The following is a 25,096-nucleotide window of genomic DNA, read 5'->3' on the forward strand; positions in this document are numbered from 1 at the left end:
GTTTTATAATTTTTTTTAACGTGCATCCCATTTTTTACTTGCGAAAATCCCTTCGCACATGCACAAAGAACGGGCCTTTCAGGCATCCTCTCCTAAAACTTTCAAGGCCGGTCCTTCGGGACCGGCCTCTTTTTTTGTTTTGCCTCAGACGCCGGCGGTCGCATCCGCGACCTTGGCTTCCCTCGCCTGCGCTCGGACGCGCTTTTCGCGCTTGCCTCTTCGAACCTCGCCAAGTTGGAGAAAGAGGAAAGCCCACATCTCCTCCTCGTCATGCTGAACTTGTTTCAGCATCCACCGGGCGGCAGGAGTGACGTCAAAGATACGCGGCGAACGTCCCTCCGCAGACAGGATCGCTCTATTTCGCAGCGAATGCTGAAACTGGTCCAGCAAGACGGTGTGGCTAGGACTGGCGTCCGGCCAATCCCCGCTCCCATGCCAGCGCATGGGCGACGATCGTGTCGAGATCATCGAGTCGCGGCCGCCAGGAGGTCGTCGCCAGGATGCGGGCATTGTCGGCGATCAGCGCATCGGGATCGCCCGCGCGGCGCGGCTCCATGCGGCGGGTGATAGCGCCGCCCGCGATCCGATCGACCGAGTCGAGCACCTCGAGCACCGAGAAGCCGCGGCCATAGCCACAGTTCATCACATGGCTGTCGCCTGGCCGCGCGATCAAGGTGTCGAGCGCATGGAGATGCGCATCGGCCAGATCGCCGACATGGATATAGTCGCGCACCCCGGTGCCGTCGGGGGTCGCATAATCGGTGCCGAAAATCGCGACCTCGGGGCGCTTGCCCAGCGCCGCCTCCACCGCGACCTTGATCAGATGGGTCGCGCCCGCGGTCGACTGGCCGGCACGGCCGTACGGGTCCGCCCCCGCCACGTTGAAATAGCGCAGTGCGCAATAGTTGATCGGATGCGCGGCGGCGACGTCCTTCAGCATCGCCTCGGTCATCAGCTTCGACATGCCATAGGGGTTGATCGGCACGGTCGGCATGTCCTCGCGCACCGGGATCTCGTCGGGGATGCCATAGGTCGCCGCGGTCGAGGAGAATATGAAATGGCGCACCCCGCCGCTGACCGCGCTCTCGATCAGCGCGCGGCTGTTGGCGGTGTTGTTGCGATAATATTTGAGCGGGTTCTCGACCGACTCGGGCACCACCACCGATCCCGCGAAATGCAGGATCGCGCCGATCCCGTCCTCCGCGATGATCCGGGCGACCAGCGCCGCGTCGGCTATGTCGCCTTCGTGGAAGCACGCCCGCGCGTCGACCGCCCAGCGGAATCCGGTGACGAGATTGTCGATCACCGACACCCGCCAGCCCGCGTCGAGCAGCGCGAGCACCGCATGGCTGCCGATATAGCCGGCACCTCCGGTCACGAGAATGGCGAAGGGGCGGGCATTGTCGGATGGCATGGGCGAAGGCTATCGCGGCAATGTTACCGGGTCAAACGCCGCGCTTGCCGCGACGGCCCCACTTTTCGGCCGGTCCGTCGCCTGCGGTTGGTAGGATTTCGCCCCGATATCCGTGAGCAAGAACGGCTCCCCTAGCCACAAGCGAACGCGGGGTATCGGCGCTGATATACCAATCGGCGAACGCCGGACCGCCCTTCGTCAAGCTCCCGCTTTAACCGGCTGCGAAAGTAAGCCAAAAGCTGAAATCGTCGGGAGTGGTTGATTTGCCTCAGGATGAATCTGACGACAACAGCATCGGCTTGGACGGCGAAGCCGTCCAAGCCCTGTTGCAGGGCGCGGTGTTGCAGGGCCATGATCCAGCCGCGATGTTGTCGGCGTCCGCCATCGATCCGTCGGTCTACGGCAATCCGCACGCGGCGATCGACGGACCGGCGCTTGTCAGGCTCGTTCGGCAAATTCAATTCTCGCTGGACGACGTCTATCTCGGCTTCTTCGTTCAGAGTTGCAGATTGGCGCTGGAAGCTGAGCGGCTACTGTCCTTCCTCCACTGCGGCAGTTTCGGCGAAGCCCTGCGGGTGAGTATCCGCTTCACCGATGCTATGTCCGCGGATGTCGGCCCCGGCATCTCCGAAGAGCATGGCTCCGGGCTACGCCATATATGCAAATATCAAACGATCTCCGGTGTCGATCGGAACATCCTCGTGTGGATCCGGTTCGTCTGGATCTATCATTTCTTCAGCTGGCTCATTGGACGTCCGCTGGCGCTGCGTCAGATTTCCGTCCGCGGCCCGAAGCCGGTCCAGTTGAACGGATTTGACCGATTTGCCCTGTTTCGCTGTCCGGTGAAGTTCAACGCTCCGCTCGACGCTTTGACATATGACCGGAATGATCTGACCGCGAGGCTCATCCACAGCTCGATCCAGGATTATAACGATTATTATGCAAGCGAGCCCGACTGGTTCGCTGCTGCCGGGCACGAGTTGAGTTGGCGCGATCGGACACAGCAGGTCCTGATCGATCTCCAGCGCGCCGGCCTTTGGTCCGCTCCTATTGAGGTCGTGGCGGCGCGCCTGCGTACGAAACCACGCCGCCTGCGCAACGACCTGTCGCACGAAAGCGAGAGTTTTCAAGATATTCGAACACGGCTGCGCGGCGAGCTCGCCGGTGCCTATCTGCTGGCCAGCGATTTGCCGGTGACCTCGATAGGATTCCTTCTCGGCTTCAGCGAACCCGGCAGCTTTTCCCGCCACTTCATCTCATGGGCAGGAATGAGCCCGTCCGCCTATCGGGCGGCCCATGTCAATGACGCCGCAAAGGTGGCGGTCGCCACATCGCTGCTGAACGAACGCCGCCTGACCTGATCCCGGTGCATCGTATGCCGGGCGCGAAGCAAGGTCATTATCGCTTTCAAGGAAGTCCGGTGCCGCCCCGCCGCTCGACCGGCGGTCTCCGATGCATTGGCCCATGTCACTTCCGACAAATCAGTGTGTCAGGCGTGTCATTGTTCTTCGTGCCCCACAACGGGAGATAGCGGTGACTGGAGCAGAGCCTCCGGCGTTCAGAACAACCAATGGAGGGGATAACGATGAAACGCAGCAAACCGACTCGTCGCGCGCGAACCCGAGCCCTGAGCCTGGGAGCGACCGCGTTGCTCAGCGGGTGCCTGTTTCCCGCGGTCGCATGGGCGCAGGCCGGAAAGGCCAGGAACGTAGAAGACGGCAAAATCGAAGAAATCGTCGTCACCGCGGAAAAGCGCGCCGAGGGGCTGCAGAATATCCCAATCGCAATCACCGCCGTTTCCGGAGCAACCCTCGAAAAGGCCACCGTCAAGGATGTATCGGACCTGACCCAGCTCGTGCCGAGCCTCCAGTTCGGCACGCGTTCGACCAACATCTTCATCGCGGTGCGCGGCATTGGTCAGGCTGGCCAGGACATCGGAAGCCAGTCCGGCGTCACGGTTGCGCTGGACGGTGTGCCTCTGCTGCACCACTTCATGATGAACGCCGCCTTCCTGGACGTCGAGCGCGTGGAAGTGCTGCGGGGGCCCCAGGGCACGATCGCAGGACGCAATGCCACCGGCGGCGCAATCAATATCAACGCCAAGAAGCCGACCGATACAACCGAAGGCGATATGAGCTTCACCGTCGGAAACTATTCACGCATCGGTGTACGCGGCGCGGTCAATGCGGCCATCTCCGACCAGGTGGCGGGGCGCCTGTCGTTCCTCGTGGATCATGCCGACGGCTGGATGAAGAACGGGTTTTTAAAGCGGCGCAACGACAATACGGAACTGGCCCAGTTACGCGGCCAATTGCTGCTGAAGCCAAGCGAGACGCTCAGCGTGCACGCTCTGGTCGAATATACGCGCGACCGAAGCGACCCCTCCTTCGCTCAAATCCTGGGGCGGGCCGACCCCAACCGGCCGACCTTCCCTGAAACGCCCGGCTATGCGTTCCCCCGGAACGACATCAAGCATCTGACCTTCTATAACGACATGCCCAACCAACGTGATCTCGAGAGCGTCCGTGCGGTTCTGACCGCCACCGCGCAGCTGGGCGACCGGGCAACGCTCACGTCGACCAGCGGCTTTATCAAGCATGACATCGCGCTGACGAACATCGACGTGGACGCCACGCCGCGTAACGAACCTTTTGCGGGATCATTCTTCCCGTTGATCGGCATCAACACCAAACAATTCACCCAGGAGTTCACGCTCACGACCGATCTTGGCAGCCGCGCCGACCTGGTGGCCGGCCTGTTCTACATGCACGGCGTATCGAAGGAGCCGCTCTACTTCAGCTTCAACGTATTCCCCAATTATCTCATATATCTGCCCACCGAGAAGCTGGACTCCTATGCGGCCTACGCGCAGTTCCGGTACAACCTCACCGACAAGCTGCGTGTGATCGCAGGCGGGCGATATACGATCGACGACAAGTCTTATCTGATGGACTCGACGACCGCCGGCGTTCCACTGAACCGGACTGGGAGCGGCGTTTTCAAGGCGTTCACGCCACGCTTCGCCGTCGACTTCACCCCCACGGACCAAACCCTGGTCTACGCCAGCGTTTCACGCGGATTCAAATCTGGCGGGTTCAACACGCTCGGCGATCCGTCCTTGCCCGTAAACGTATTCAATCCGGAATTTGTCTGGAGTTACGAAGCAGGCGTCAAAGCCACCTTGTTCGATCGTAAACTCAGACTGGGTCTGACCGGCTTCTACTCCGATTATTCCAACCTTCAGCAAACAGTCTTCCGGCAGAACACGACGACGACCGTATTCTATCCCCGGGTCGAGAATTCAGTGACCGCCAAGATCAAGGGCGTGGAGCTGGAAGGCGAAGTGGCGCCTGTGGCAGGCTTGAAGATCAATGGCGCCCTGACCTATCTCGATTCCAAATTCGGCTATTTCTGCAACAACGATCCGCTCTACCCCAATCTTCCCACGGCGGCGAATTGCGTGGGCGCCCTGAGAGATGGCGTGGCGCTGCCCCCGGGTGCGCGCGAGCTGACCGGGAATCACCTGCCGCAGGCGCCGAAATGGCAGTATACCCTGTCGGCCCAGTATATTTTCCCGATTTCGGATACGCTCGAGATCACGGCTCGCACTGATCACAAGGGACAGAGCCGGGTCTTCTTCGACATCTACAACAATCCGCAAAACTCCCAGGCTGCCTATGGCCTGACCAACTTCTCGCTATCCGTGGGGTCACAAAAGAAGACCTGGTCGCTGTCGGGCTGGATCCGCAATGCGTTCGACAAGCGCTATATCAGCTCGGCGAACGCCGGGTCCGGCGTCAATGCCGCGATCACCGGTTCTGTCGGAGTACCGCGGATGTACGGCGCGACGCTCTACACACGGTTCTGACGGATTTCGATCTACGCCCGGAGCCTGGCACTGAATGCGTAGGCTCCGGGCAAAATCTCAGAGAATTCGGAGCCGGCATTTCATCCGGTCGGAAGCGGTCGCCTTGTCCTTGATCCGGCATCGCAGTTTCACTTTGTCTCAGGTGCTCGACGATGCCCGATAACGACGCTGTCCCCATACCGCAGATGCAGCTCTATCGAGAGTGGCTGCATCGCGAGCTCGGACTTGAGTTCGAAGATTATGCGGCGATGTGGCGCTGGTCGACGGATGACCTCGAAGCCTTCTGGCGCAGCATTTGGAACTACCACCAGATAGAAACACGCACGCCTTTCGCGGCGGCGCTCGGCGAAAGCACGGAATCCGGCGCAACTTGGTTCAAGGGTGCACAGGTCAACTATGCCCGGCATGTCTTCCGGCATGTCGACTCCGCCGAAACATGCGGACAACCGGCGATCATCGCCGACGACGAGTCAGGCCAGGTTCGCCAGCTGAGCTGGAAGGAGCTTCGCCGACAGACCTATTCCCTGGCTCTCGAACTGCGCCGCCTTGGCGTCGGTCGCGGTGACCGGGTGGCTGCCTATCTTCCGAACATTCCCGAGACTGTGATCGGCTTCCTCGCCTGTGCCAGCCTGGGCGCCGTTTGGGCGCTGTGCTCGCCCGATATGGGCACGCCAGCGGTGCTGGATCGGCTCGAGCAGATTTCTCCCAAAATACTGATCGCCGCCGACGGCGTCCAATATGGCGGAAAAATCAAGGAATGCAGCCAGGCGGTGGGAGATATGCGCGCGGCGCTGCCCGGTCTCCTGGCGGTCTTGCGCGTATCTGGCCTTTGTGGCGCCACACCTATTTCGGATGCGATCGATTTCGCCACCGCATCGGGACGGACGGAACAGGAGGTCGATGCCTTCGAACCTGAATGGGTCGCGTTCGATCATCCGCTCTGGGTGCTCTATTCCAGCGGGACCACCGGTCTGCCCAAGGCGATAGTCCATAGCCATGGGGGCATTTTGCTCGCGGCCCTGGCGGGGCATCTGCATATGGATCTCGGGCCCAGCTATACGCGAAACACGCTCGGCGACAGGTTCCATTGGTATACCGCCACCGGCTGGGTGATGTGGAATCAACAGGTCAGCGCACTGCTTTCCGGAACGACCATCTGCCTCTTCGACGGCGCACCGAGCGGATCGAAGGAAAGCCCGGACTGGGCCGTACTCTGGCGCTTCGCGGCGCGGCATCGCGTGACGTGGTTTGGGGCGGGGGCCGCCTATTATATCGCTTGCAGGAAGGCCGGCGTCACGCTGGAAAATATCGATGGGCTGGGCGCCATCCGCGCGCTTGGCAGCACCGGCTCGCCGTTACCGGCCGACGTCGAACGATGGGGCAGCGAACAATTCGCGACCATTGGCCAACCCGACATCTGGTGGTGCAATATCAGTGGAGGAACCGATCTGTTCGCTGCCTTTCTTGCTGGCAATCGGGAGCTGCCCGCATATCCCGGAAAGCTGCAATGCCGTCATCTTGGCGCTGCCGTCGCTGCTTGGGACGAGGCGGGGCACGCAGTCGAAGGCGTCGTGGGAGAGCTGGTGTGCACGCGCCCCTTCCCCAGCATGCCACTCTACTTCTGGGGCGACATGGACGGCAGCCGCTATCGCTCCTCCTATTTCAATAGATGGCCCGGCGTGTGGCGGCATGGGGACTGGCTGCTGATCGAGCCGGACGGAAGCTGCTCCATTTCGGGCCGGAGCGATGCAACGATCAATCGCAACGGCCTACGCATGGGGACCGCCGAAATCTATTCGGCGGTGGAACGTCTGCCTGCCGTTGCCGATACTCTACTGATCGATCTGGAGGATGGCCAAGGGGGCAGCGCGCTGCTGATGTTCGTGGTGCCTACAGCCGACGGCGCGTTGGACCAGGTCTTGGAACGGGCGATGACGACGGCGATCCGGGCGACCCTGTCGCCGCGCTTTGTCCCCGATCATTTCATCGCCGCGCCTGGTATTCCGCGAACGATGTCGGGCAAGAAACAGGAGCTGCCGATAAAAAGGCTGTTTCAGGGATGGCCGGCGTCCAAGGTCATCAATCCGGATGTCATCGCCAATCCCGACATACTGCCATGGTTCATCCGTCAGGCAAAGGCTTGGCGCGATGGCAAGCCGCTGGAGGGCAATGACGGGGCGGCCAGATCGATGGGGATGCAGCCGTGAAAATTGGAGGCGTGCGCGCCGGACCGAGGGGTTCCCGTCTAATGCCGTTGTCGGCGCGAACCGCCTTCACAGAAGGCAAGGCTGCCGGGACGGATAAGCGTCACGCATGAGGCCGGTCGATGGGAGAGAAGGACGTGAAACATGGCCACTGAGACATCCCCCGACGGCACGCCGGCGCGCGCGACCCATCGGGGAAGCAGCCCGGGATTCGTGCTGGGTCTGTTATGCTTCGTCTACGTACTCAACTTTCTCGACCGGCAGCTGATCTCGATCCTGGCGAAGCCGATCCAGGATGAACTGGCCATCACCGACAGCCAGCTCGGCAAGATCACCGGCTTATATTTTGCGCTTTTCTATTGCTTCATCGCGATCCCCGTGGGCTGGCTCGCCGACCGGACAAACCGCGTGAAAGTCCTGTCGGTCGCCTGTGCGTTGTGGAGCTTGGCGACTGCGGCCTGCGGTATGGCCGGCAATTATGTCCAACTTGTCTTCGCGCGCATGGCCGTGGGCGTGGGGGAAGCTGGAGGAGTCCCGCCCTCCTATGCCATCATCTCCGATTATTTTGCGCGCGAACGCCGGGGCACGGCGATGGCAATCTTCAATCTCGGACCACCCTTGGGTTCCGCCTTGGGCGTGGCGTTCGGGGCTTACCTGGCCGCGACATATGACTGGCGCGTTCCCTTCTACGTCATCGGAGCGATCGGCGTGGTCACGGCCATAGTCGTATATTGGACGATCGCGGAACCGCCGCGCGGCCAGTTCGACGCGCCTCGTGCGATGCGTGAAGGGCAGATCGGACAGGCTGGTTTCGTCGAAACCGTTCAATCCTTTTTCGCCAACCCCCTGTTGCTGCTCGCCGCCCTGGCAAGCGGCGCCGCAAACTTCATTACCTATGGGATCAGCAACTTCGCCACGCTGTTCCTGATGCGAGAGAAGGGCATGGAGCTGGGACAGGTGGCGGTCTGGTACGCCCTCGTCGTCGGCATCGGCATGAGCGCGGGAATCTTTACCTCGGGTCGGCTCATCGACAAGTTCGGCGGGCGTTCGCGATCGGCCTATGCGATGATTCCCGCGGCGTCCCTCCTGCTTGCGCTGCCCTTCTTCCTCGGTTTCGTCTGGTCGGAACGCTGGGAAATCGCGCTGCTTTTCTTGATCGTTCCGATGTTCCTGAACTACTTCTTTCTGTCTGCCACCGTGACCTTCGTACAGGACGAAGTCCGGCCGGATCAGCGTGTGATTTCGGGCGCCTTGCTGTTGCTCGTCATGAATTTCATCGGTCTCGGCCTGGGCCCGACCTATGTCGGATCGGTCAGCGACTATTTCCGCCCGACACAGGGTGCTCATGCCCTCCAAACGGCCTTTCTTGCATTGGTGCCGATGTATGTGATCGCGGCCGCCCTGTATTTCGCGCTCGCGCGCCTGATCAACCGTTCCCATCCGGAAGGATCCAAATCATGAGAGGCTTTCTCCTGTCTGCCGTGGCCGTCTGTCTCATGTGCGCGCTGGGGGGTGCAATTCCCGTGCGTGCCGGGGAGGATGCGGCGCCGGTGGCGAACCCGCCGGCCGGGAAGCTGCGCGGCGTTCGCGAGGACGGCATGTCCGTGTTCCGCGCAATCCCCTACGCCCTGCCGCCGACCGGCGCGCGCCGCTGGCGTCCACCGGTTGCCATGCCCCGCTGGGACGGTGTGCGTGCCGCGCAACAAGCCGGCGTGGCCTGCATGCAACCGCCCATGACGCCAGGGATCTACGATCGCGGGCAGATGCGGATGAGCGAGGATTGCCTGACTCTGGACGTGACCGCGCCTCCCAACGCTCGAAAGGCCCCGGTGATGGTGTGGATCCATGGCGGAACGCTGATCTGGGGAACGGGGCATTCCGCCATATATGCGGGCCGGGAGTTTGCGAGACGCGGGATCGTGCTCGTCTCGATCAACTATCGGCTCGGCGTTTTCGGCTATCTGGCCCATCCCGACCTCAGCAAGGAGTCGGCCGACAATGTTTCGGGAAATTATGGGCTGCTCGACCAGATTGCCGCCCTGCATTGGGTGCGCGAGAATATCGCCGCGTTCGGCGGGGACCCGCGGAAGGTAACGATATTCGGGGAGTCAGCCGGCGCTCTCAGCACCGAATATCTGCTGGCATCGCCACCGGCGCGGGGACTGTTCGACAAGGCGATCGTGCAAAGCGGCTACCTCTTCACCATGCCCGAATTGCGGACAGCGAGATATGAAGAACAATCGGCCGAGGCCATCGGCGCCGACGTAGCCAGGAAAATTGGCGCGAACGGAATCGCCGCCATGCGGGCGATCGATGCCGAAAGCCTTCTCCGGAAGGTCAGCACGACAGGCTATCTCCCTTACGGCACGATCGATGGCAAAATTCTGCCCCGCCAGTTGGTCGACACGTTCGACCGGGGTGAGCAGGCGCGCGTTCCGTTGATCGCGGGATATAATAGCGGCGAAGTGCGGACGCTCCGCTTTCTGCTTGCGCCGTTGCCCATATCTGCCGAAGCCTATGTTGACGATATCAGGCGGCGCTATGGCGACCTCGCCGATTCCTATCTGAAATTTTATCCCGCCCGGGAAGCCGACGAAACCCGCCTCGCCGCGGCGCGGGACGTCGTTTTCGGCTGGGCGGCTGAAAGATTGGTTCGCAAGCAGGCCGCAGTCGGCCAGCCATCATATCTTTACTATTTCGACCACAGCACCCCCAGCCAGATTGCGGCCAATATGGCGGCATTTCATGCGAGCGAAGTGCCTTTCGTATTCGGGACGCTGCGCAGCACGCCGCCGGAGTGGCCGGCAATCCCGGACACGGCGGGGGAACGAGACATTTCCGCCGCCATGCTGGACTATTGGTCGAGCTTCGCGCGCAGCGGCAGACCCGTGGCTGCCCGAGGGCCGGCTTGGGAAAGCTTCGCGCCCGGCCACGCCTATATGCATTTCGCCGGCGTGCCCAATCTCTTGCGGCGGCTCATGCCGGGCATGTACGAATTGCATGAGCAGGTCATGTGCCGCCGAAAGGCCAGTGGCGCCCAGACATGGAACTGGCGCGCCGGATCGATCGCGCCCGTCCTGCCGAAGCCGTCAGCGCCGTGCGCCCCCGAACCTTGAGAAGCGGCCCCGATTTCTGCTAGCCTTTCCTCAGATCGATCCAGCACTTCGGCGACGCTCGCGGCCTGACGTCAACGAACGTCGCCGGCCTTACCCCCAACGTGCGGCGCCGGCGTGGATTCCCTATCCCGGAAATACCGGGACCAGCCCCGAGGCGAAGGCGATGCGCACGGCCTCCGCGACGCTACGCACGCCCAGCTTGTCCATCAGGTTCGCGCGATAGATCTCGACGGTGCGGGGGCTGATGTCGAGTTCATAGGCGATGATCTTGTTCGCCTTGCCGTCGATCAGGCCGAGCAGCACATCGCGCTCGCGCGGGGTGAGCTTCTCGATATTCTCGCGCGCGACCTGGATCGCGCTGACCTCCTTCTCGCGATTCTCGATCCGCGCGAAGCCGTTCTCGAGCGCGTTGAGCAGCAACCGGTTGTCATAGGGCTTCTCGATGAAATCGATCGCCCCCGATTTCATCGCCTCGACCGCGACGCCGATGTCGCCCTGCCCGGTGAGCAGGATCGTCTCGAAGCGGCCGTCCATCTTCTGCAGCCGCCGCAGCACCTCCAGACCGTTCAGGCCGGGCATGTTGAGGTCGAGCAGCACACAACCGCCCTCGGCGCGCGGCACCTGTTCGAGAAAGGCTTCGCCCGAGGCGAAGGACGAGGTGACGAAGCCGCCAGCGACGTCGAGCAGCACCTCGACCGACTGGCGCAGGCCGTCGTCGTCGTCGACGATATAGACATGCCTCGTGATCATCGCGGCCCCTCCTCCTCCATCACCGGCAGGGTGAAACGGAACACGGCGCCCCCATCGGGCGCCGCCGCCGCCGACAGCTGACCACCATGCGCCTCGACGATACGGCGCGAGATGGCAAGGCCAAAGCCCAGCCCCTCACGCTTGGTCGTGGCGAAGGGGCTGAACAGCCGTTCGAGCATCTCGGGGGCTATGCCCGGCCCCGAATCGCGCACCGCAATCTCGATCAAATTGTCCCTCGCCATCATCGTCTGGATCAGCAATTCGCGCCGGGCGCCGCCATGCGCGGCCATCGCGTCGGCGGCGTTGCGGATCAGGTTCACCAGAACCTGCTGAATTTGGATGCGATCACCCAGCACCAGCCGCTCCTCGCTTTCGAAATCATAGGCCAGCCGTACGCCGAAACTGCTCGTGTTGAACAGCGCCAGCGCCGCCGCCTCGCGGATCAGGCTGGTGACATGTTCGGCGCGCATGTCCGCCTCGCCGCGCAGGATGAAGGCACGCAGCCGCCGGATGATCTCGCCGGCGCGGGTCGATTGCTCGCTGGCGCGGTGGATGGCGTTGCGCAGCCGCTCGCTGTCCGCAGCCGCGCCGCCCTCCAGCATCAGGTCGGCTGCGCCGAGAAAGTTGACGATCGCCGACAGCGGCTGGCTCAGCTCATGCGCCAGCGCGCCAGCCATTTCGCCCATCATGCCGAGGCGGGAGACCTGGGCGAGATCGTTGCTCAGCCGGTGGAAGCGCTCCTCGGTAGCGATCGTCGGGCGCATATCACGGCCGCACACGACGTACATGCGGGTTCCCTCCACCATCGCATCGCCGATCACGAAGGAGGTCGGCACCAGCGTACCGTCCGCGCGGCGGACGTTCATCGGCAGCGGCCACCGGGCATCGGGACCCTGTTTGATCGCAGCCTTCAGGTCGCGGCGCAGCGCCGCGAGGCTGCGGCCGTCCTGGAACAGGTCGAGCATGTTGCGGCCGACCAGTTCCTCCTCGGCATAGCCGAACAGTTCGCAGGCGGTGGCGCTGCAGGCGCGGACGATGCCGCGCTCGGTGCACACGAAGATCGCGTCGGGCACAGTGGCGAGAATCGCCCGCCGTTCGGCCTCGCCATCGCGTAGCGCCTGTTCGCGCTGGCGGCGCTCGGTGACGTCGAGATGGGTGCCGAGCATACGCACCGGCCGGCCGGCCCCGTCGCGGATGATCCGCGCCCAGCCTTCGGCCAGGCGTTCGCTGCCGTCGGGATAATGGAAGGTGAAGTCGAAATGGCAGCGATCCTCGCCCGTCCGCTTGACCGTCTCGATCACCTTGCTGATCTGCAGATAATGTTCCGAATCCATCGTCTCGGGCGAGGCCGGATCGGGATCGACCAGGGGCCGGCCGAAAAAGGCCTCGCTGCGCGTCGTCCAGATCGTCCGCCCGGCGAGCAGGTCGATTTCATAAATGAAGATGCCCTGCACCGAGACCGCGGTGGCCAGCCGCGCCTCGCTCAGGCGCAACGCCGCTTCGGCCTTGCGCCACTCGGTGACGTCGGTCACCGCGATCACCGCCGAAACCCGGCCATTGCCGTGGTCGAACAGCTTGGCATGGTCGTGGATCACCAATTCATCGCCGTCGCGATGCCGCTCGATCACCTCGGTGTGCAGCCGCCCCTCCTCGCGCAGCCGCCGCCATAGCGCTTCCATGCTGTCCGGCGTCTGGGTATGTAACAGGACGCTCCGTTTGCGCCCGATCGCCTGGCTGGCGCGCCAGCCATAAAGCTCTTCGCAGCCGCGCGACCAGTGGCGGATGATATCCTGGTCGTCGATGATCATCACAGCCGCCAGCTCGACCGCGTCGACCAGCTCGCGCCGCGCGAAGCGCAACTGGATATGCGGCTGCGTCCGCCACGACCAGATCAGCGCCGCGCCTGCCAGCCCCCCTGCCAGCATCAGCAGCAGCACGAACATACCCTGCCGGGCATCGAGCAGCAGCGGCGGCATCATCGCGGCTTCGATCACGACCCACATGATGACGATGGCGAACAGCAGCGACAGGCCGGCGGTCCGCCGGTCGACCGCCATTCGCATGCGGGTGCGCAACAGAAGCTTCGAGACGCGCGTCTGACCCTCCCTTGCCGGCACCGGGACCGAATCAACCGTTTCTATCAGCCGGGGCAAGGCCGGAAATGCCGCAGATTTACGGCCTTTACCGCGCGGCGGACAATCTCTAGCCTAGCGTTTTTCCGGAGATCGACAAAATCCGCTCGGCTTGCACGAGATGGAGCCGCTCGACCATCTCGCCATTGACGCGGATCGCGCCCTTGCCGGCATTTTCAGGCGCGGCGAAGCCCGCCATCGCCGCCTCGGCCCAGGCGATTTCCGCCGCCGAGGGGCTGAACCCCCGGTTTGCGCCTTCGATCTGGCGCGGATGGATCAGCGTCTTGCCGTCGAAGCCATAGGCCTTGGCCTCGGCGCATTGCCGTTCGAGCCCGGCATCGTCCTCGAACGCGTTGTAGACGCCGTCGAGGATCGCCAGCCCATGCCCCTTGGCCGCCGCCACGGCGAGCGCCATCATACCCAGAAAGGGGGTGCGTTCCACGGTCAGCGCGGCGCCCATCTCCTTGGCCAGGTCGTTGGTGCCCAGCACGAAGGCGCCAGGCCGGGCCGCCGCCATAGCCGACGCGATCGCGTCGAGCCGGAAGATCGCCCGCGCCGCCTCGATCATCGCCCAGAATCCGGTCCCGGCCGGCGCTCTTGCGAGCGCGGCCTGATAGGCCTGCACCGTTTCGGCATCGCCGACCTTGGGCGCAAGCACGGCATGCGCGCCCGATTCCGCCGCCGCGGCGAGATCCTCTTCGGCCCAAGGGGTGCCGAGCGCGTTGACGCGGATCACCAGTTCACGGTCGCCGAAGCCGCCCGCGCGCACCGCCGCGACCGCATTGGCGCGCGCCGCCTCCTTCGCCTCGGGTGCCACCGCATCCTCGAGGTCGAAGATCACCACGTCGCACGGCAGGCTCCGCGCCTTCTCGATCGCGCGGAGGTTCGAGGCAGGCATGTAGAGCGCGCTGCGGCGGGGGCGGATAGTCATGATCGAACTCCTATTCCTCCCCGTACCGGGGGGGAATGTGCCGATCAATGCACGAAGCGCGCCACGACTTCCCGATACGACCGGCTGACCTTCACCTGCGCGCCCGAATCGAGCACCAGGAAACATTCGCCGTTGGTATGCGGCTTGACCTGGCGGACGAGGTCGAGATTGACGATCGTCGAGCGGTGAACGCGCTGGAAGCGGCGCGGATCGAGCCGCTTCTCGAGATCCTTCATCGTCTCGCGCAGGATCAGCGTGTTGTCGCCGGTGTAGATGCACATATAATCGCCGGCGGCATCGATCCGCTCGATCGAATCGACGTCGACGCGGAATATCTTGCCGCGATCCTTGATGTTGATCAGCTTTTCGAAGCGGTTCGATGCCGGCGCGTCATCACCCTCGGCCAATGTCTCGGCCGCATCGGGCGCCACTTCCTGCAACACGCCCTTGAGCCGGCCGGCTTCCTCGACACCGCGCTTCTCGGCCAGCCGCTGACGGACCCGGTCGAGCGTGTCCGCCAGCCGCTGCTCGTCGACAGGCTTGAGCAGATAATCCATCGCCTGCGCCTCGAAGGCGCGGATCGCATGGTCCTGATAGGCGGTGACGAACACGAACAGCGGCGGTTCGACTTCCATCAGTCCCTGAATGACCGAAAAGCCGTCGAAACCCGGCATCTGGATGTCGAGGAAGACCAGATCGGGCTTGTGGGTCTTGATCGCCCTGATGGCCTCACGGCCGTTCAGGCAGGTTTCGATGATTTCGACATCCTCGTGCGGCGCCAGCCTCAATTGAAGGCCCTGAATGGCCAGCGGCTCGTCATCGACGAGAATGGTTCGGATCGTCATGCACTATCCTTGCGCTGTTTCGCGGACTGGAAGGGGATGTCGATCACGACACCAAAGCCTTCCTCCCGGCCAGTCTGGACCTCAAAACGCTGGTCCGTGCCATAGGCCTGCGCCAGTCTGTCGCGAATATTCGCCAGACCGACGCCGGTAGAAGAGGTGGGGCGTTGCATGCCATCGGTCAACCCGGGCCCCGTGTCCGTTACCGAAATGATCAAACGGCGATCCGGTTCCACGCCCTGCAGCCGCGCGGCGACATTGATGTCGGCACCTTCCTCCTGCGGCGTCACCGCATATTTGATCGCATTTTCGACGAGCGGCTGGAGCAGCAGCGACGGCAACCGCGCTTCCAAAGCGGCCGGGTCGATGTCGAACCCGGCGCGCAGCCGGTCCTCGAAGCGCATTTTCTCGATATCGAGATAGAGTTTGAGCGTTTCGATCTCCTGGGCGAGGCTCACCGTGCCCTCGGGCTCGTTGGCCAGCGTGTAGCGCAGGAAGGAAGACAGGCGCGACAGCATCGCGTTGGCGCGCTGGGTTTCCTTGAGCAGTACCAGCGTCGAGATCGAATTGAGCGTGTTGAACAGGAAATGCGGGTTGAGCTGATAGCGCAGCATCGCCAGCTGTGCCGACGAGGCCTGGCTTTCCAGCCGCTCGACGCGGTCGCTCTGCTGTTCGAGCAGCAGGTAGAAGTTGATTCCGTAATAGAGCGCCGACCAGGCCGCGAGCAGCGAGAAATCGAGCAGGATCGCGCCGAAGAACTGGATGCCGACCGGCATTTCCTCGGGCCGGTAGAAGGTCGCATGCGCCCAGGTCTCGATCGACGAGAAGATCGCGGCGGCGATGATCAGGATCGGGATCGACAGCGACCAGGTGATGATCGGCCTCTGCTGGATCAGCCGGCGATAGGCCGACGCCATCAGCAGCGTCAGCGAATAGCCCGTCGCGGTGGTCAGCGCGGTCGGAACGACGAACAGCAGACCCATATTGTTCGCAAGGCCGCCCAGCGATCGCAGCACGAAATAGCCGGTCCACCCCGCCGACTGGAGCACCCAGAAGGCGTGGTTCTTGTCGTCGAAGAAGGGTTTCTGGCCAAGGGGAACGAAAGGCATGAGGTGAGTCTTAGAGGATGGAGGAGAAGTTTCCAAACCTCGCCTCTTTTCCAACGTCATCCTGAACTTGTTTCCGGATCCGCCGTGCCCCGGGAGAGCGCTCTCGGGTGGAGGAATGGATCCTGAACAAGTTCAGGATGACCTATTCCCTTACCCCAGCGCCGCCTTCAATTTCTCGCGATCGAGCGCGCCTTCCCAGCGGGCGATCACTACCGTGGCCACCGCATTGCCGATGAAATTGGTGAGGCTGCGGCACTCACTCATGAAGCGATCGATGCCGAGGATCAGCGCCATGCCCGCGACCGGCACCGAGGGGACGATCGACAGTGTCGCCGCCAGGGTGATGAACCCCGCGCCGGTGACCCCCGCCGCGCCCTTCGACGAGATCATCGCGACGAGCAGCAGGCTGATCTGCTCGCCCAGCGACAGATCGACGTCGCAGGCCTGGGCGATGAACAACGCCGCCAGCGTCATGTAAATGTTGGTGCCGTCGAGGTTGAACGAATAGCCGGTGGGCACGACGAGGCCGACCACAGGCTTGTCGCACCCCGCCATCTCCATCTTGGCGACGAGGTTGGGCAGCGCGCTCTCGGACGAAGAGGTTCCGAGCACGAGCAACAGCTCGTCCTTCAGATAGGTGATCAGCCTGAAGATAGAGAAGCCCGCCGCCCAGGATACCGCCCCGAGCACGAGGACGATGAAGGCCAGCGCGGTCAGGTAGAAGCACAGGATCAGCCCGCCGAGATTGGCGAGCGTGCCTATCCCGAATTTGCCGATGGTGAAGGCCATTGCCCCGAACGCCCCGATCGGCGCGGCCTTCATCAATATCCCGACCAGCCGGAACACCACCGCCGTCAGCCGCTCGAGCAGGTCGAGCACCGGCGCGGCGCGCTCGCCGCTCAGCGACAGCGCGATGCCGAACAGGATCGCGACGAACAGCACCTGGAGAATCTCGCCCTCGGCCAGCGCCGATACCAGCGTCGCGGGGATGATGTTCATCAGGAAGCCGGTCAGCGTCTGGTCGTGCGCCTTTTCGGCATATTCGGCGATATGGCTGGTATCGAGCGAGGCGGGCGCGATGTGCATCCCCGCCCCCGGCTGGACGACATTGGCGACGATCAGCCCGACGATCAGCGCGAAGGTCGACAGGACGAGGAAATAGCCGAAGGTCTTGACCGCGACCCGCCCCAGTTCGCCGAGGTCACGCAGACCGGCGATGCCGGTGACGACGGTCAGGAAGATCACCGGGGCGATGATCATCTTCACCAGCTTGATGAAGGCGTCGCCGAGCGGTTTCAGCTGGGTGGCGATGTCCGGGGCAAAGGCGCCGAGGGCGATGCCCAGCACGATCGCGACCAGCACCTGCGCATAGAGCGACCGCCAAAAGGGGGGGCGAACCGGAATCATGGTGTCGCCGTCGATGATCATAGCTGGCCCCCTCCCTGCTGATGGGTGGAGGATGCCCTAGTCCCCCCTCCCTGCCAAGGGAGGGGAGTTTACCTACCGCAGTTCGTATCTGAGCGCCGCCCACAAGGTCCGCGGCGTCGCGCGCTCGACCGTACCGTCCGCGCCCACCGTAGCTTCGACCCGCTTGTTCGCGATATTCTCGGCGCGCAGCTCGGCGGTCAGGCCCCGGCCCAGCGGCACCGACGCCACCGCGTCGACCGTCAACGCATCGTCGAGGCGGCGGCTGTTCTGGTCATCCTCATATTGCGCGCCGATGTAGCGGACGGTCGCGCCGACCCTGACGAGGCCGGGCCGGTTCCACTCGACGGTGGCGCTCGCCTGGTCGCGCGGGGTCTGCGCCGGGCGCAGCCCGTCGAGCGCTACGGCCGCGCCGCTCGACCGGACGCGCGGATCGATGTGCGAATAGCTGGCGTGGAGCCGCCAGTCGCCCAGCGTCGCGAAGCCCTCGACCTCGACGCCGCGGCTGCGGATCGCGTCGACATTCTGCCGCTGGCGCGTGTTGGGCGCGATGGTGACGTTCGAAATGGCGTCGTCGAGCCGGTTCCAGAAAAGCGTCGCCGCGATCCGCCAGTTCGCGATCGGCTGGAAGGACAGGCCTCCCTCGATGCCCTTCACCCGTTCGGGATCGAGCGCCGGATTGGCCACGGTCGAGTCATTGCCCGCGCGGAATGGACGATAGAGTTCGTTGAGCGTCGGCAGCCGCCAGCCGGTATAGGCCGCCGCGCGCAGGGTGATCGCCGAGGCACCCGGCGGGTTCCAGGCGATTCCCGCGCGCCCGGTCGCCTCGGTGCCCGAACGATCGGGGTAGCGCGCCGTATTCGCCGCGACGAACGCGCCGGTATTGCGGTTGATCTCGGTCCGCCGCCCATCGCTCAGCGCCCAATGATCGACCCGGCCGCTCGCGGTGAGCGTCACCCCGTCGAGGGGCAGCAGCGCCAGTTCGGCGAAGCCGCCATAAATATCCTGCGTGCCGCCTGCCACGCGGCCGACATTGGTCGCGATCACGCGCTCCTCGGTCCGCCCGCTGACGTGGCGGACGTCGCCGCCCAGCCGCAGCTGGATCGCCTCGCCCAGCGCCGGGCGAATTTCCATCCGCGCGCCAAGCCCGTTGGCGGGGACGTTATATTGGTCGAGCGACTGGCTGACGGTCGCGCGGCCCGCGCCGATGCTGGCGAAGCCACTCGAAAATTCGCGATGCTGGAGCCAGGCGCTCGCCTCCCATTGCCAGGGTCCCCGGCCGACCAGCCGGACCGAGCTGTCGACCGCCAGATTGGCGTTGCCGGTGAAGGGCACGCCGCGGTCGCGCTGGTCGAGCAGGAACGACCCGTTCGCCTGAAGCTCGGTGTCCTCGCCGACCGGGATCACCGCCCGGGCCGAAGCGCGGCTCTGCTTGTAGCGCGCCGCCCGGTCGATCGGCCCCCGATCCTCCTCGACGACGGGGATGAAACCGTCGCCGCGCGCATGCCCGCCCGACAGCATGACGAAGCCGCCGCCCAGCTTCGCGGTCAGCGTCGCGTCGGCGTCGATCGATTCGCGGCTGCCATAGGCGATGCCCGCGCTGACGCGCTTCGCCTCGTCGGGCCCGAGGCTCGACAGCTCGATCGTCCCGGCCAGCGCCCCCGCGCCATAGACGCCGCTGCCGCCGCCGCGGGTCACCCGGACATGGCCGATCCGCGCCGGATCGAGCGCCGCCCAGCTGATCCAGCCGCCGAACGGATCGATCATCGGCACCCCGTCGAGCAGGACCAGCGCCCGGGTCGAGGCGTTCCCGCCCAGCCCGCGCAGCGTCGCGCCCTGGCTGGTCGGATGTGCCGAGCGCGCGTCGGAGCGGCGGAACTGCTGGAACCCGGCCGCGTCGCGCAGGATATCCTCCATCCGCCCGCTCGCCGACAGGTCGAGCCGCGCCTTGTCGATGCTGATCACGTCATAGGCGGCGTCGCCGGGGCTATTCGCGAGCCCCTGGCCGGTGACGACGATATCCCCGGCGTCGGCGAAGGCCGGAGCCGTAACGATCGCGATACAAGCCACGCCGGACAGAAATCGAAAATGCCGCATGATCATCCCCTTCGCCTTGCGGCGGCGGATGGCCATGCGGGGCGGAAGCGTCAATCGGAAACTGTTTTCATCTCCGGTTGTCCCGATGGCGCGGCGGCGCAAAGACCCGCTAAGCGGCGACCTCGAACCGCTGCGCATAGCGCGAGGCGATCCGCGCGACCGGCATCACGACGAACACGTCGATCGTGTTGAAGGCGTGGTCGATAAAGGCGCCGTCGCCGAGTTCGGCGCCGACGCGCAGATAAGCCTTGATCAGCGGGGGCAGCCGCCGGAGCGCGAGACGCGGATCATAGCCGCCGATCGGCAAGGCCGCGAGCGGGATCGCGTCACGCCCGATCGCGCGGGCGCGCAGTTCAGCCGGGGCGAGGTGGTCGTGCGCGAGCAACGACATGCCTTCGGCGTGCTCGGCCGGATCGGTGCCCGGGAAGCTGCCGCAGCCGAACATATAGCCGATGCGGTGGCGCTGGAGATAATCGGCGATGCCGCGCCACAACAGCTGGATCGTGCCCGCGTCGCGATAGGCGGGATCGACGCAGGAGCGGCCAAGTTCGAGCAGTTCGACGCCTTCGCGCTGCGCATGCGCCAGCACGCTCGACAGGTCGAACTCATGCGCCGAATAAAAGCCGGCATGGGCGTCGGCGACGCTTTGACGCAGCAGGCGATAGGTGCCGACCACCGGACTGCCCGGCCGGGCGTGATCCTCGACCAGCAGATGATCGCAGAGCTCGTCATAGGGATCGATGTCGCGCCCGCCTTGCTGGCCGGATCCGGTTGCGCCCATGTCGCGGAAGAAGATGTCGTAGCGCAGCCGCTGCGCCGCAACGATGTCCGCCCGGCTGGACGCCAGCCGCACCGCAAGGCGGCGTTCGGCCGCTTCGAGCATTTCCGGCATGGCTTCGTCCCCCATCTGCACCGATGGCGATTCGAATAATGCGGCATTGCGACATCGCAGCTACCGCGATGCGATGCTTTTGCTACAAGGGCGCGCCAGAACCGTGACGGCGGCGATCCGATCACCGGCCAGCAAAAAGGGAAGCACGTGACCTCAGCCAGCGAGAAACTCCTCCTGTTCGGCGCCACCGGCGACCTGTCGCAGCGCATGTTGCTGCCATCGCTCTACGGCCTCGCCGCCGACGCCTTGCTGCCCGCCAACCTCGCGATCATCGCCACCGCGCGCAGCGACCATGATGACGCCGCCTTCCGCGCCTTCGCCGAAACCGCGTTGCGCCGCTATGTCCCCGCCGAAAGGCTGGACGAGGCGGCGCTGGCGAATTTCCTGACGCGACTCACCTATGTTCCGGTCGATGCTTCGAAGGCGGAGGATTTCGCCGCCCTCGCCAGCGCGGTGGGTTCGACCGACAACGGCCTGTCGATCTTCCTGTCGACCGCGCCCTCGCTGTTCGAAGCGACGATAAACGGGCTCGCGCAGGCGGGTCTCGGCGGCGACAACGTTCGCATCGGCCTCGAAAAGCCGCTCGGCTACGACATGGCCTCGAGCCGCCACATCAACGACGCGGTCGCGGCGGTCTTTCCGGAGGACCGCACCTTCCGCATCGATCATTATCTGGGCAAGGAAACCGTCCAGAACCTGCTCGCACTGCGGTTCGCCAACAGCCTTTTCGAGCCGCTCTGGCGGGAAGGCGGGATCGATCATGTCCAGATCACCGTGTCCGAAACGGTCGGCCTCGAAGGCCGGGTCAGCTTCTACGATGGTGCGGGCGCGATCCGCGACATGGTCCAGAATCACATGCTCCAGCTGCTCGCGCTGGTGGCGATGGAGCCCCCCGCCCAGTTCAACGCCACCGCGGTCCGCGACGAAAAGGTGAAGGTGCTCCGCTCGCTGCGCCCGATCGACCGGAGCAACGCCACCACGCACAGCGTGATCGGCCAATATGGCCCCGGCGCGGTCGCAGGCGGAGCGGTGCCCGGCTATGCCGACGAGCTCGGCAAAGCGTCGGACACCGAGACCTTCGTCGCGATCAAGGCGCATATCGACAATTGGCGCTGGCGCGGCGTGCCCTTCTACCTGCGCACCGGCAAGCGGCTGCCCAGCCGCCAGTCCGAAATCTTCATCCAGTTCAAGAGCGTGCCGCACTCGATCTTCGACATGAAGGGCGCGGCGCTGCAACCCAACAAGCTGATCATCCGTTTGCAGCCCGACGAGAATATCAGGCTGCTGCTGATGTCGAAGGAGCCGGGGCTGGACCGCAACGGAATCAGGCTGCGCGAGATGCCGCTCGACATCTCGATGCCCAACGCGTTCGCCGACACGCGCCGTCGGATCGCCTATGAGCGCCTGCTGCTCGACCTGATCGAGGGCGACCAGACCTTGTTCGTGCGCCGTGACGAGGTCGAGGCGCAGTGGGAATGGGTCGATGCGATCCGTGACGGCTGGGACGCCAATGCTATGAAGCCCAAGCCCTATACTGCGGGTACCTGGGGTCCGTCGGCGGCGATCGCGCTGACCGAGCGCGATGGCGTGACCTGGCATGATTAGGCGTTGAAGTTCCTCCCCGGAACGGGGAGGGGGACCATCCGCAGGATGGTGGAGGGGAGAGCGGTGAGCGCGGCGCCGGATCGCTGCCCCCTCCACCGCCTTGCGGCGGTCCCCCTCCCCGTTCCGGGGAGGAATAGGAAGGAAATGAATGATGATCGAAGCCGAATGGTGGGACTATGATGATGCAGGCGAACTCGCCGATGCGGTGGCGGGCGATGTCGGTTTCATCATCGAATCGGCGCTCGACGCGCGCGGCCAGGCGCTGATCGCGCTGCCCGGCGGCAAGACGCCGGTCCCGATCTACGAGAAGCTCGCCAAGGCGAAGATCGACTGGAAGCGGGTGACGATCATCCCCACCGACGATCGCCTCGTGCCGATGACCGATCCGCTGTCCAACGCCGCGATGATCGCCAAGGCTTTCCTGCCCAAGGGCGCGCGCGTCTTGCCGATCACCACCGACAAGGCCGCCGATCACCGCATGGCCGGCAAGGCTGCCGATGCGCGGCTACAGGAGCTGCACTGGCCGCCCGATCTCGTCTGGCTGGGCGTCGGCGGCGACGGCCATACCGCGTCGATCTTCGCGGGCCCCGACCTCGACGAGGCGCTCAACGGCCCCAAGGCGCGCCGCGCTGTCGGCGTGCTGCCCGATCCGATGCCGGCCGAAGCCCCCGTCGCCCGGGTGACGCTGACCAAGGCAGCGATCATCTCGGCGCGCACGTTGATGCTCGTCGTCACCGGCGCGGAAAAGCGCACGCTGCTCGAGCGCGCGATCAAGGATGGCGCGTCGTCGACATTGCCGATCGGCCGCGTCCTTGCCGATGCGGACCAGGCAATCGACATCCACTGGAGCGAATAGCTCAAAGCGAAAGCATGTGACATGAGCCTGAATCCCGCCGTCGAAGCCGTCACGGCCCGGATCGTCGAGCGATCGCGCCCCGGTCGGCAGGCCTATCTCGACCTCATCCGGCGCGAGCGCGATTCGGGGGTGGACCGGCCCAACCTGTCCTGCGGCAATCTTGCCCATGGCTTCGCCGCCAGCGGCGAGGACAAGCCCGCGATTCGCGAGGGCAAGGCGATGAACATCGGCATCGTCACTGCCTATAACGACATGCTGTCGGCGCATCAGCCCTATGGCCGCTACCCCGAGCAGATGAAGGTCTGGGCGCGCGAGGCGGGCGCGACCGCGCAGGTCGCCGGCGGCGTCCCCGCGATGTGCGACGGCGTGACCCAGGGCCAGCGCGGCATGGAATTGTCGCTGTTCAGCCGCGACACGATCGCGCTGTCGACGGCGGTAGGGCTCAGCCATGGCATGTTCGAGGGCGCGGCGCTGCTCGGCATCTGCGACAAGATCGTCCCCGGCCTGCTGATCGGCGCGCTGCGCTTCGGCCATCTGCCGACGATCCTGGTGCCCGCGGGTCCCATGCCCTCCGGCCTCGCCAACAAGGAGAAGCAGCGCGTCCGCCAGCTTTATGCCGAGGGCAAGGTCGGCCGCGCCGAGCTGCTCGAGGCCGAGTCCGCCTCCTATCACGGCGCGGGCACCTGCACCTTCTACGGCACCGCCAATTCGAACCAGATGATGATGGAGGTGATGGGGCTCCACATCCCCGGCGCCGCCTTCGTCAATCCCGGCACCAAGCTGCGGCAGGAACTCACCCGCGCCGCGGTCCACCGCCTCACGCAGATCGGCTGGGACGGTGGCGACTATCGCCCGCTAGGCCTGTGCGTCGACGAGAAGGCGATCGTCAACGCAGCGGTCGGCCTGCTCGCGACCGGCGGATCGACCAACCATGTCATCCACCTTCCCGCCATCGCGCGCGCGGCGGGCATCCTCATCGACTGGGAGGATATCGACCGGCTCTCGGCCGCCGTGCCGCTGATCGCACGGGTCTATCCCAATGGCGCGGGCGACGTGAACCATTTCCAGGCCGCAGGCGGCATGGCCTATACCATCGCCACCCTGCTCGACGGCGGCCTGCTCCACCGCGACATCATGACGGTGTCCGGTAGCGACCTGTCGGCCTATGCCAGGGATCCCCGGCTCGAGGGCGATGTGCTGGTCTGGGAGGACGCGCCCGCCGCCTCGCTCGACGAGACGATGCTCCGCCCGCATGACAACCCTTTCCAGCCCGACGGCGGCATGCGCCTCGTCCAGGGGAATCTCGGGCGCGGCACCTTCAAGACCAGCGCGGTCGACCGCGAGCGCTGGACGATCGAGGCGCCCTGCCGGGTGTTCGACGACCAGGATCAGGTCAACGCCGCCTTCAAGGCGGGCGAGCTGAACCGCGACGCGATCGTCGTCGTCCGCTTTCAGGGCCCGCAGGCCAACGGCATGCCCGAACTGCACAAGCTCACCCCGCCGCTCGGCGTCCTCCAGGACAAGGGCTACAAGGTCGCGCTCGTCACTGACGGGCGTATGTCCGGGGCGAGCGGCAAGGTGCCCGCCGCGATCCACCTGACCCCCGAAGCGCTGGCCGGCGGCCCGATCGCCAGATTGCGCGACGGCGACATCGTCCGCCTGTGCGGCCATGACGGCTCGATCAGCGCGCTGGTCGACGCCGCCGAGTGGGACGCCCGCGAACCCGCCGGGCCGCCGCCCGCCCATAGCGGCACCGGCCGCGAGCTCTTCGCCTTCATGCGCCACGGCGCCGACACCGCCGAGCGCGGCGGATCGGCGATGCTCGCGGCGGCAGGGCTGTGAAAAGCTACTCCGC

The 25,096-nt window shown here is 64.7% G+C and carries 18 protein-coding genes; 8 read left to right on the plus strand and 10 right to left on the minus strand.

The features are described 5' to 3' along the window. Window positions 1-144 precede the first annotated feature (144 nt). Together ASE00_RS18205 and galE are read right to left on the minus strand one after the other, a co-directional pair. Window positions 145-390 (minus strand): hypothetical protein, encoded by a 246-nt coding sequence (locus tag ASE00_RS18205; protein ID WP_056382976.1) that lies wholly within the window; start codon window positions 388-390, stop codon window positions 145-147. A 10-nt stretch (window positions 391-400) separates the two neighbouring features. Then, window positions 401-1,414 carry a UDP-glucose 4-epimerase GalE gene (galE, locus tag ASE00_RS18210; RefSeq protein WP_056382978.1) on the minus strand — a complete coding sequence of 338 codons (1,014 nt, stop codon included), beginning with the start codon at window positions 1,412-1,414 and terminating at the stop codon, window positions 401-403. A gap of 254 nt (window positions 1,415-1,668) precedes the next feature. Here galE and ASE00_RS18215 point away from each other — a divergent pair, with 254 nt between their 5' ends. The 5 genes from ASE00_RS18215 to ASE00_RS18235 all read left to right on the plus strand — a co-directional run bounded on the left by ASE00_RS18215 (window position 1,669) and on the right by ASE00_RS18235 (window position 10,602). Beyond that, window positions 1,669-2,775, plus strand: a complete 1,107-nt coding sequence (locus ASE00_RS18215; RefSeq protein ID WP_200957967.1) for an AraC family transcriptional regulator — start codon at window positions 1,669-1,671, stop codon at window positions 2,773-2,775. Between the two features lie 224 nt (window positions 2,776-2,999). After that, the gene (locus ASE00_RS18220; RefSeq protein WP_162256500.1) at window positions 3,000-5,282 is read left to right on the plus strand and encodes a TonB-dependent receptor; all 2,283 of its coding nucleotides are present in this window, start codon (window positions 3,000-3,002) and stop codon (window positions 5,280-5,282) included. A gap of 152 nt (window positions 5,283-5,434) precedes the next feature. After that, a complete protein-coding gene (locus ASE00_RS18225; protein WP_056382985.1) occupies window positions 5,435-7,489 on the plus strand; it encodes an acetoacetate--CoA ligase in 2,055 nt (684 codons plus the stop codon). A 210-nt stretch (window positions 7,490-7,699) separates the two neighbouring features. Then, entirely contained in the window at window positions 7,700-8,947 is a 1,248-nt protein-coding gene (locus ASE00_RS18230) for a spinster family MFS transporter (RefSeq protein WP_235538733.1), read from the plus strand. Next, window positions 8,944-10,602 carry a carboxylesterase/lipase family protein gene (locus ASE00_RS18235; RefSeq protein ID WP_056382988.1) on the plus strand — a complete coding sequence of 553 codons (1,659 nt, stop codon included), beginning with the start codon at window positions 8,944-8,946 and terminating at the stop codon, window positions 10,600-10,602. Before ASE00_RS18230 ends, ASE00_RS18235 begins: the two co-directional genes overlap by 4 nt. 123 nt (window positions 10,603-10,725) lie before the next feature. On the opposite strand, the gene ASE00_RS18240 is transcribed toward ASE00_RS18235, so the two are convergent. The 8 genes from ASE00_RS18240 to ASE00_RS18275 form a co-directional block, all read right to left on the minus strand. Beyond that, window positions 10,726-11,352, minus strand: a complete 627-nt coding sequence (locus ASE00_RS18240) for a response regulator transcription factor (protein WP_056382990.1) — start codon at window positions 11,350-11,352, stop codon at window positions 10,726-10,728. After that, window positions 11,349-13,415, minus strand: coding sequence for a PAS domain S-box protein (locus tag ASE00_RS18245; RefSeq protein ID WP_082594837.1), 2,067 nt, complete (start codon window positions 13,413-13,415; stop codon window positions 11,349-11,351). The genes ASE00_RS18240 and ASE00_RS18245 overlap by 4 nt, the downstream gene beginning before the upstream one ends. A gap of 139 nt (window positions 13,416-13,554) precedes the next feature. Further along, a complete protein-coding gene (locus ASE00_RS18250) occupies window positions 13,555-14,415 on the minus strand; it encodes an HpcH/HpaI aldolase/citrate lyase family protein (protein WP_056382992.1) in 861 nt (286 codons plus the stop codon). Between the two features lie 44 nt (window positions 14,416-14,459). Next, a complete protein-coding gene (locus tag ASE00_RS18255) occupies window positions 14,460-15,260 on the minus strand; it encodes a LytR/AlgR family response regulator transcription factor (RefSeq protein WP_056382995.1) in 801 nt (266 codons plus the stop codon). Then, on the minus strand, window positions 15,257-16,366 hold the full coding sequence (locus tag ASE00_RS18260) for a sensor histidine kinase (RefSeq protein WP_056382996.1): 1,110 nt from the start codon (window positions 16,364-16,366) through the stop codon (window positions 15,257-15,259). Before ASE00_RS18260 ends, ASE00_RS18255 begins: the two co-directional genes overlap by 4 nt. A 150-nt stretch (window positions 16,367-16,516) precedes the next feature. Further along, window positions 16,517-17,794, minus strand: coding sequence for a dicarboxylate/amino acid:cation symporter (locus ASE00_RS18265; protein ID WP_056382999.1), 1,278 nt, complete (start codon window positions 17,792-17,794; stop codon window positions 16,517-16,519). Window positions 17,795-17,866: 72 nt separating this feature from the next. Then, window positions 17,867-19,924, minus strand: coding sequence for a TonB-dependent receptor (locus ASE00_RS18270; RefSeq protein ID WP_235538734.1), 2,058 nt, complete (start codon window positions 19,922-19,924; stop codon window positions 17,867-17,869). 73 nt (window positions 19,925-19,997) lie between these two features. Next, entirely contained in the window at window positions 19,998-20,795 is a 798-nt protein-coding gene (locus ASE00_RS18275) for a GNAT family N-acetyltransferase (protein ID WP_235538735.1), read from the minus strand. Window positions 20,796-20,927: 132 nt separating this feature from the next. Between ASE00_RS18275 and zwf the strand changes: the two genes are divergently transcribed. The 3 genes from zwf to edd all read left to right on the plus strand — a co-directional run bounded on the left by zwf (window position 20,928) and on the right by edd (window position 25,083). After that, window positions 20,928-22,385, plus strand: a complete 1,458-nt coding sequence (gene zwf / locus ASE00_RS18280) for a glucose-6-phosphate dehydrogenase (protein ID WP_056383000.1) — start codon at window positions 20,928-20,930, stop codon at window positions 22,383-22,385. Window positions 22,386-22,536: 151 nt separating this feature from the next. Beyond that, window positions 22,537-23,241: a 6-phosphogluconolactonase gene (gene pgl, locus ASE00_RS18285; RefSeq protein ID WP_056383373.1), complete on the plus strand. Its 705-nt coding sequence runs from the start codon at window positions 22,537-22,539 to the stop codon at window positions 23,239-23,241. Between the two features lie 21 nt (window positions 23,242-23,262). Beyond that, a complete protein-coding gene (gene edd, locus ASE00_RS18290) occupies window positions 23,263-25,083 on the plus strand; it encodes a phosphogluconate dehydratase (protein ID WP_056383002.1) in 1,821 nt (606 codons plus the stop codon). Window positions 25,084-25,096 lie beyond the last annotated feature (13 nt).

Source organism: Sphingomonas sp. Root710 (assembly GCF_001429065.1).
In the GTDB taxonomy this organism is placed as follows: Bacteria; Pseudomonadota; Alphaproteobacteria; order Sphingomonadales; family Sphingomonadaceae; genus Rhizorhabdus.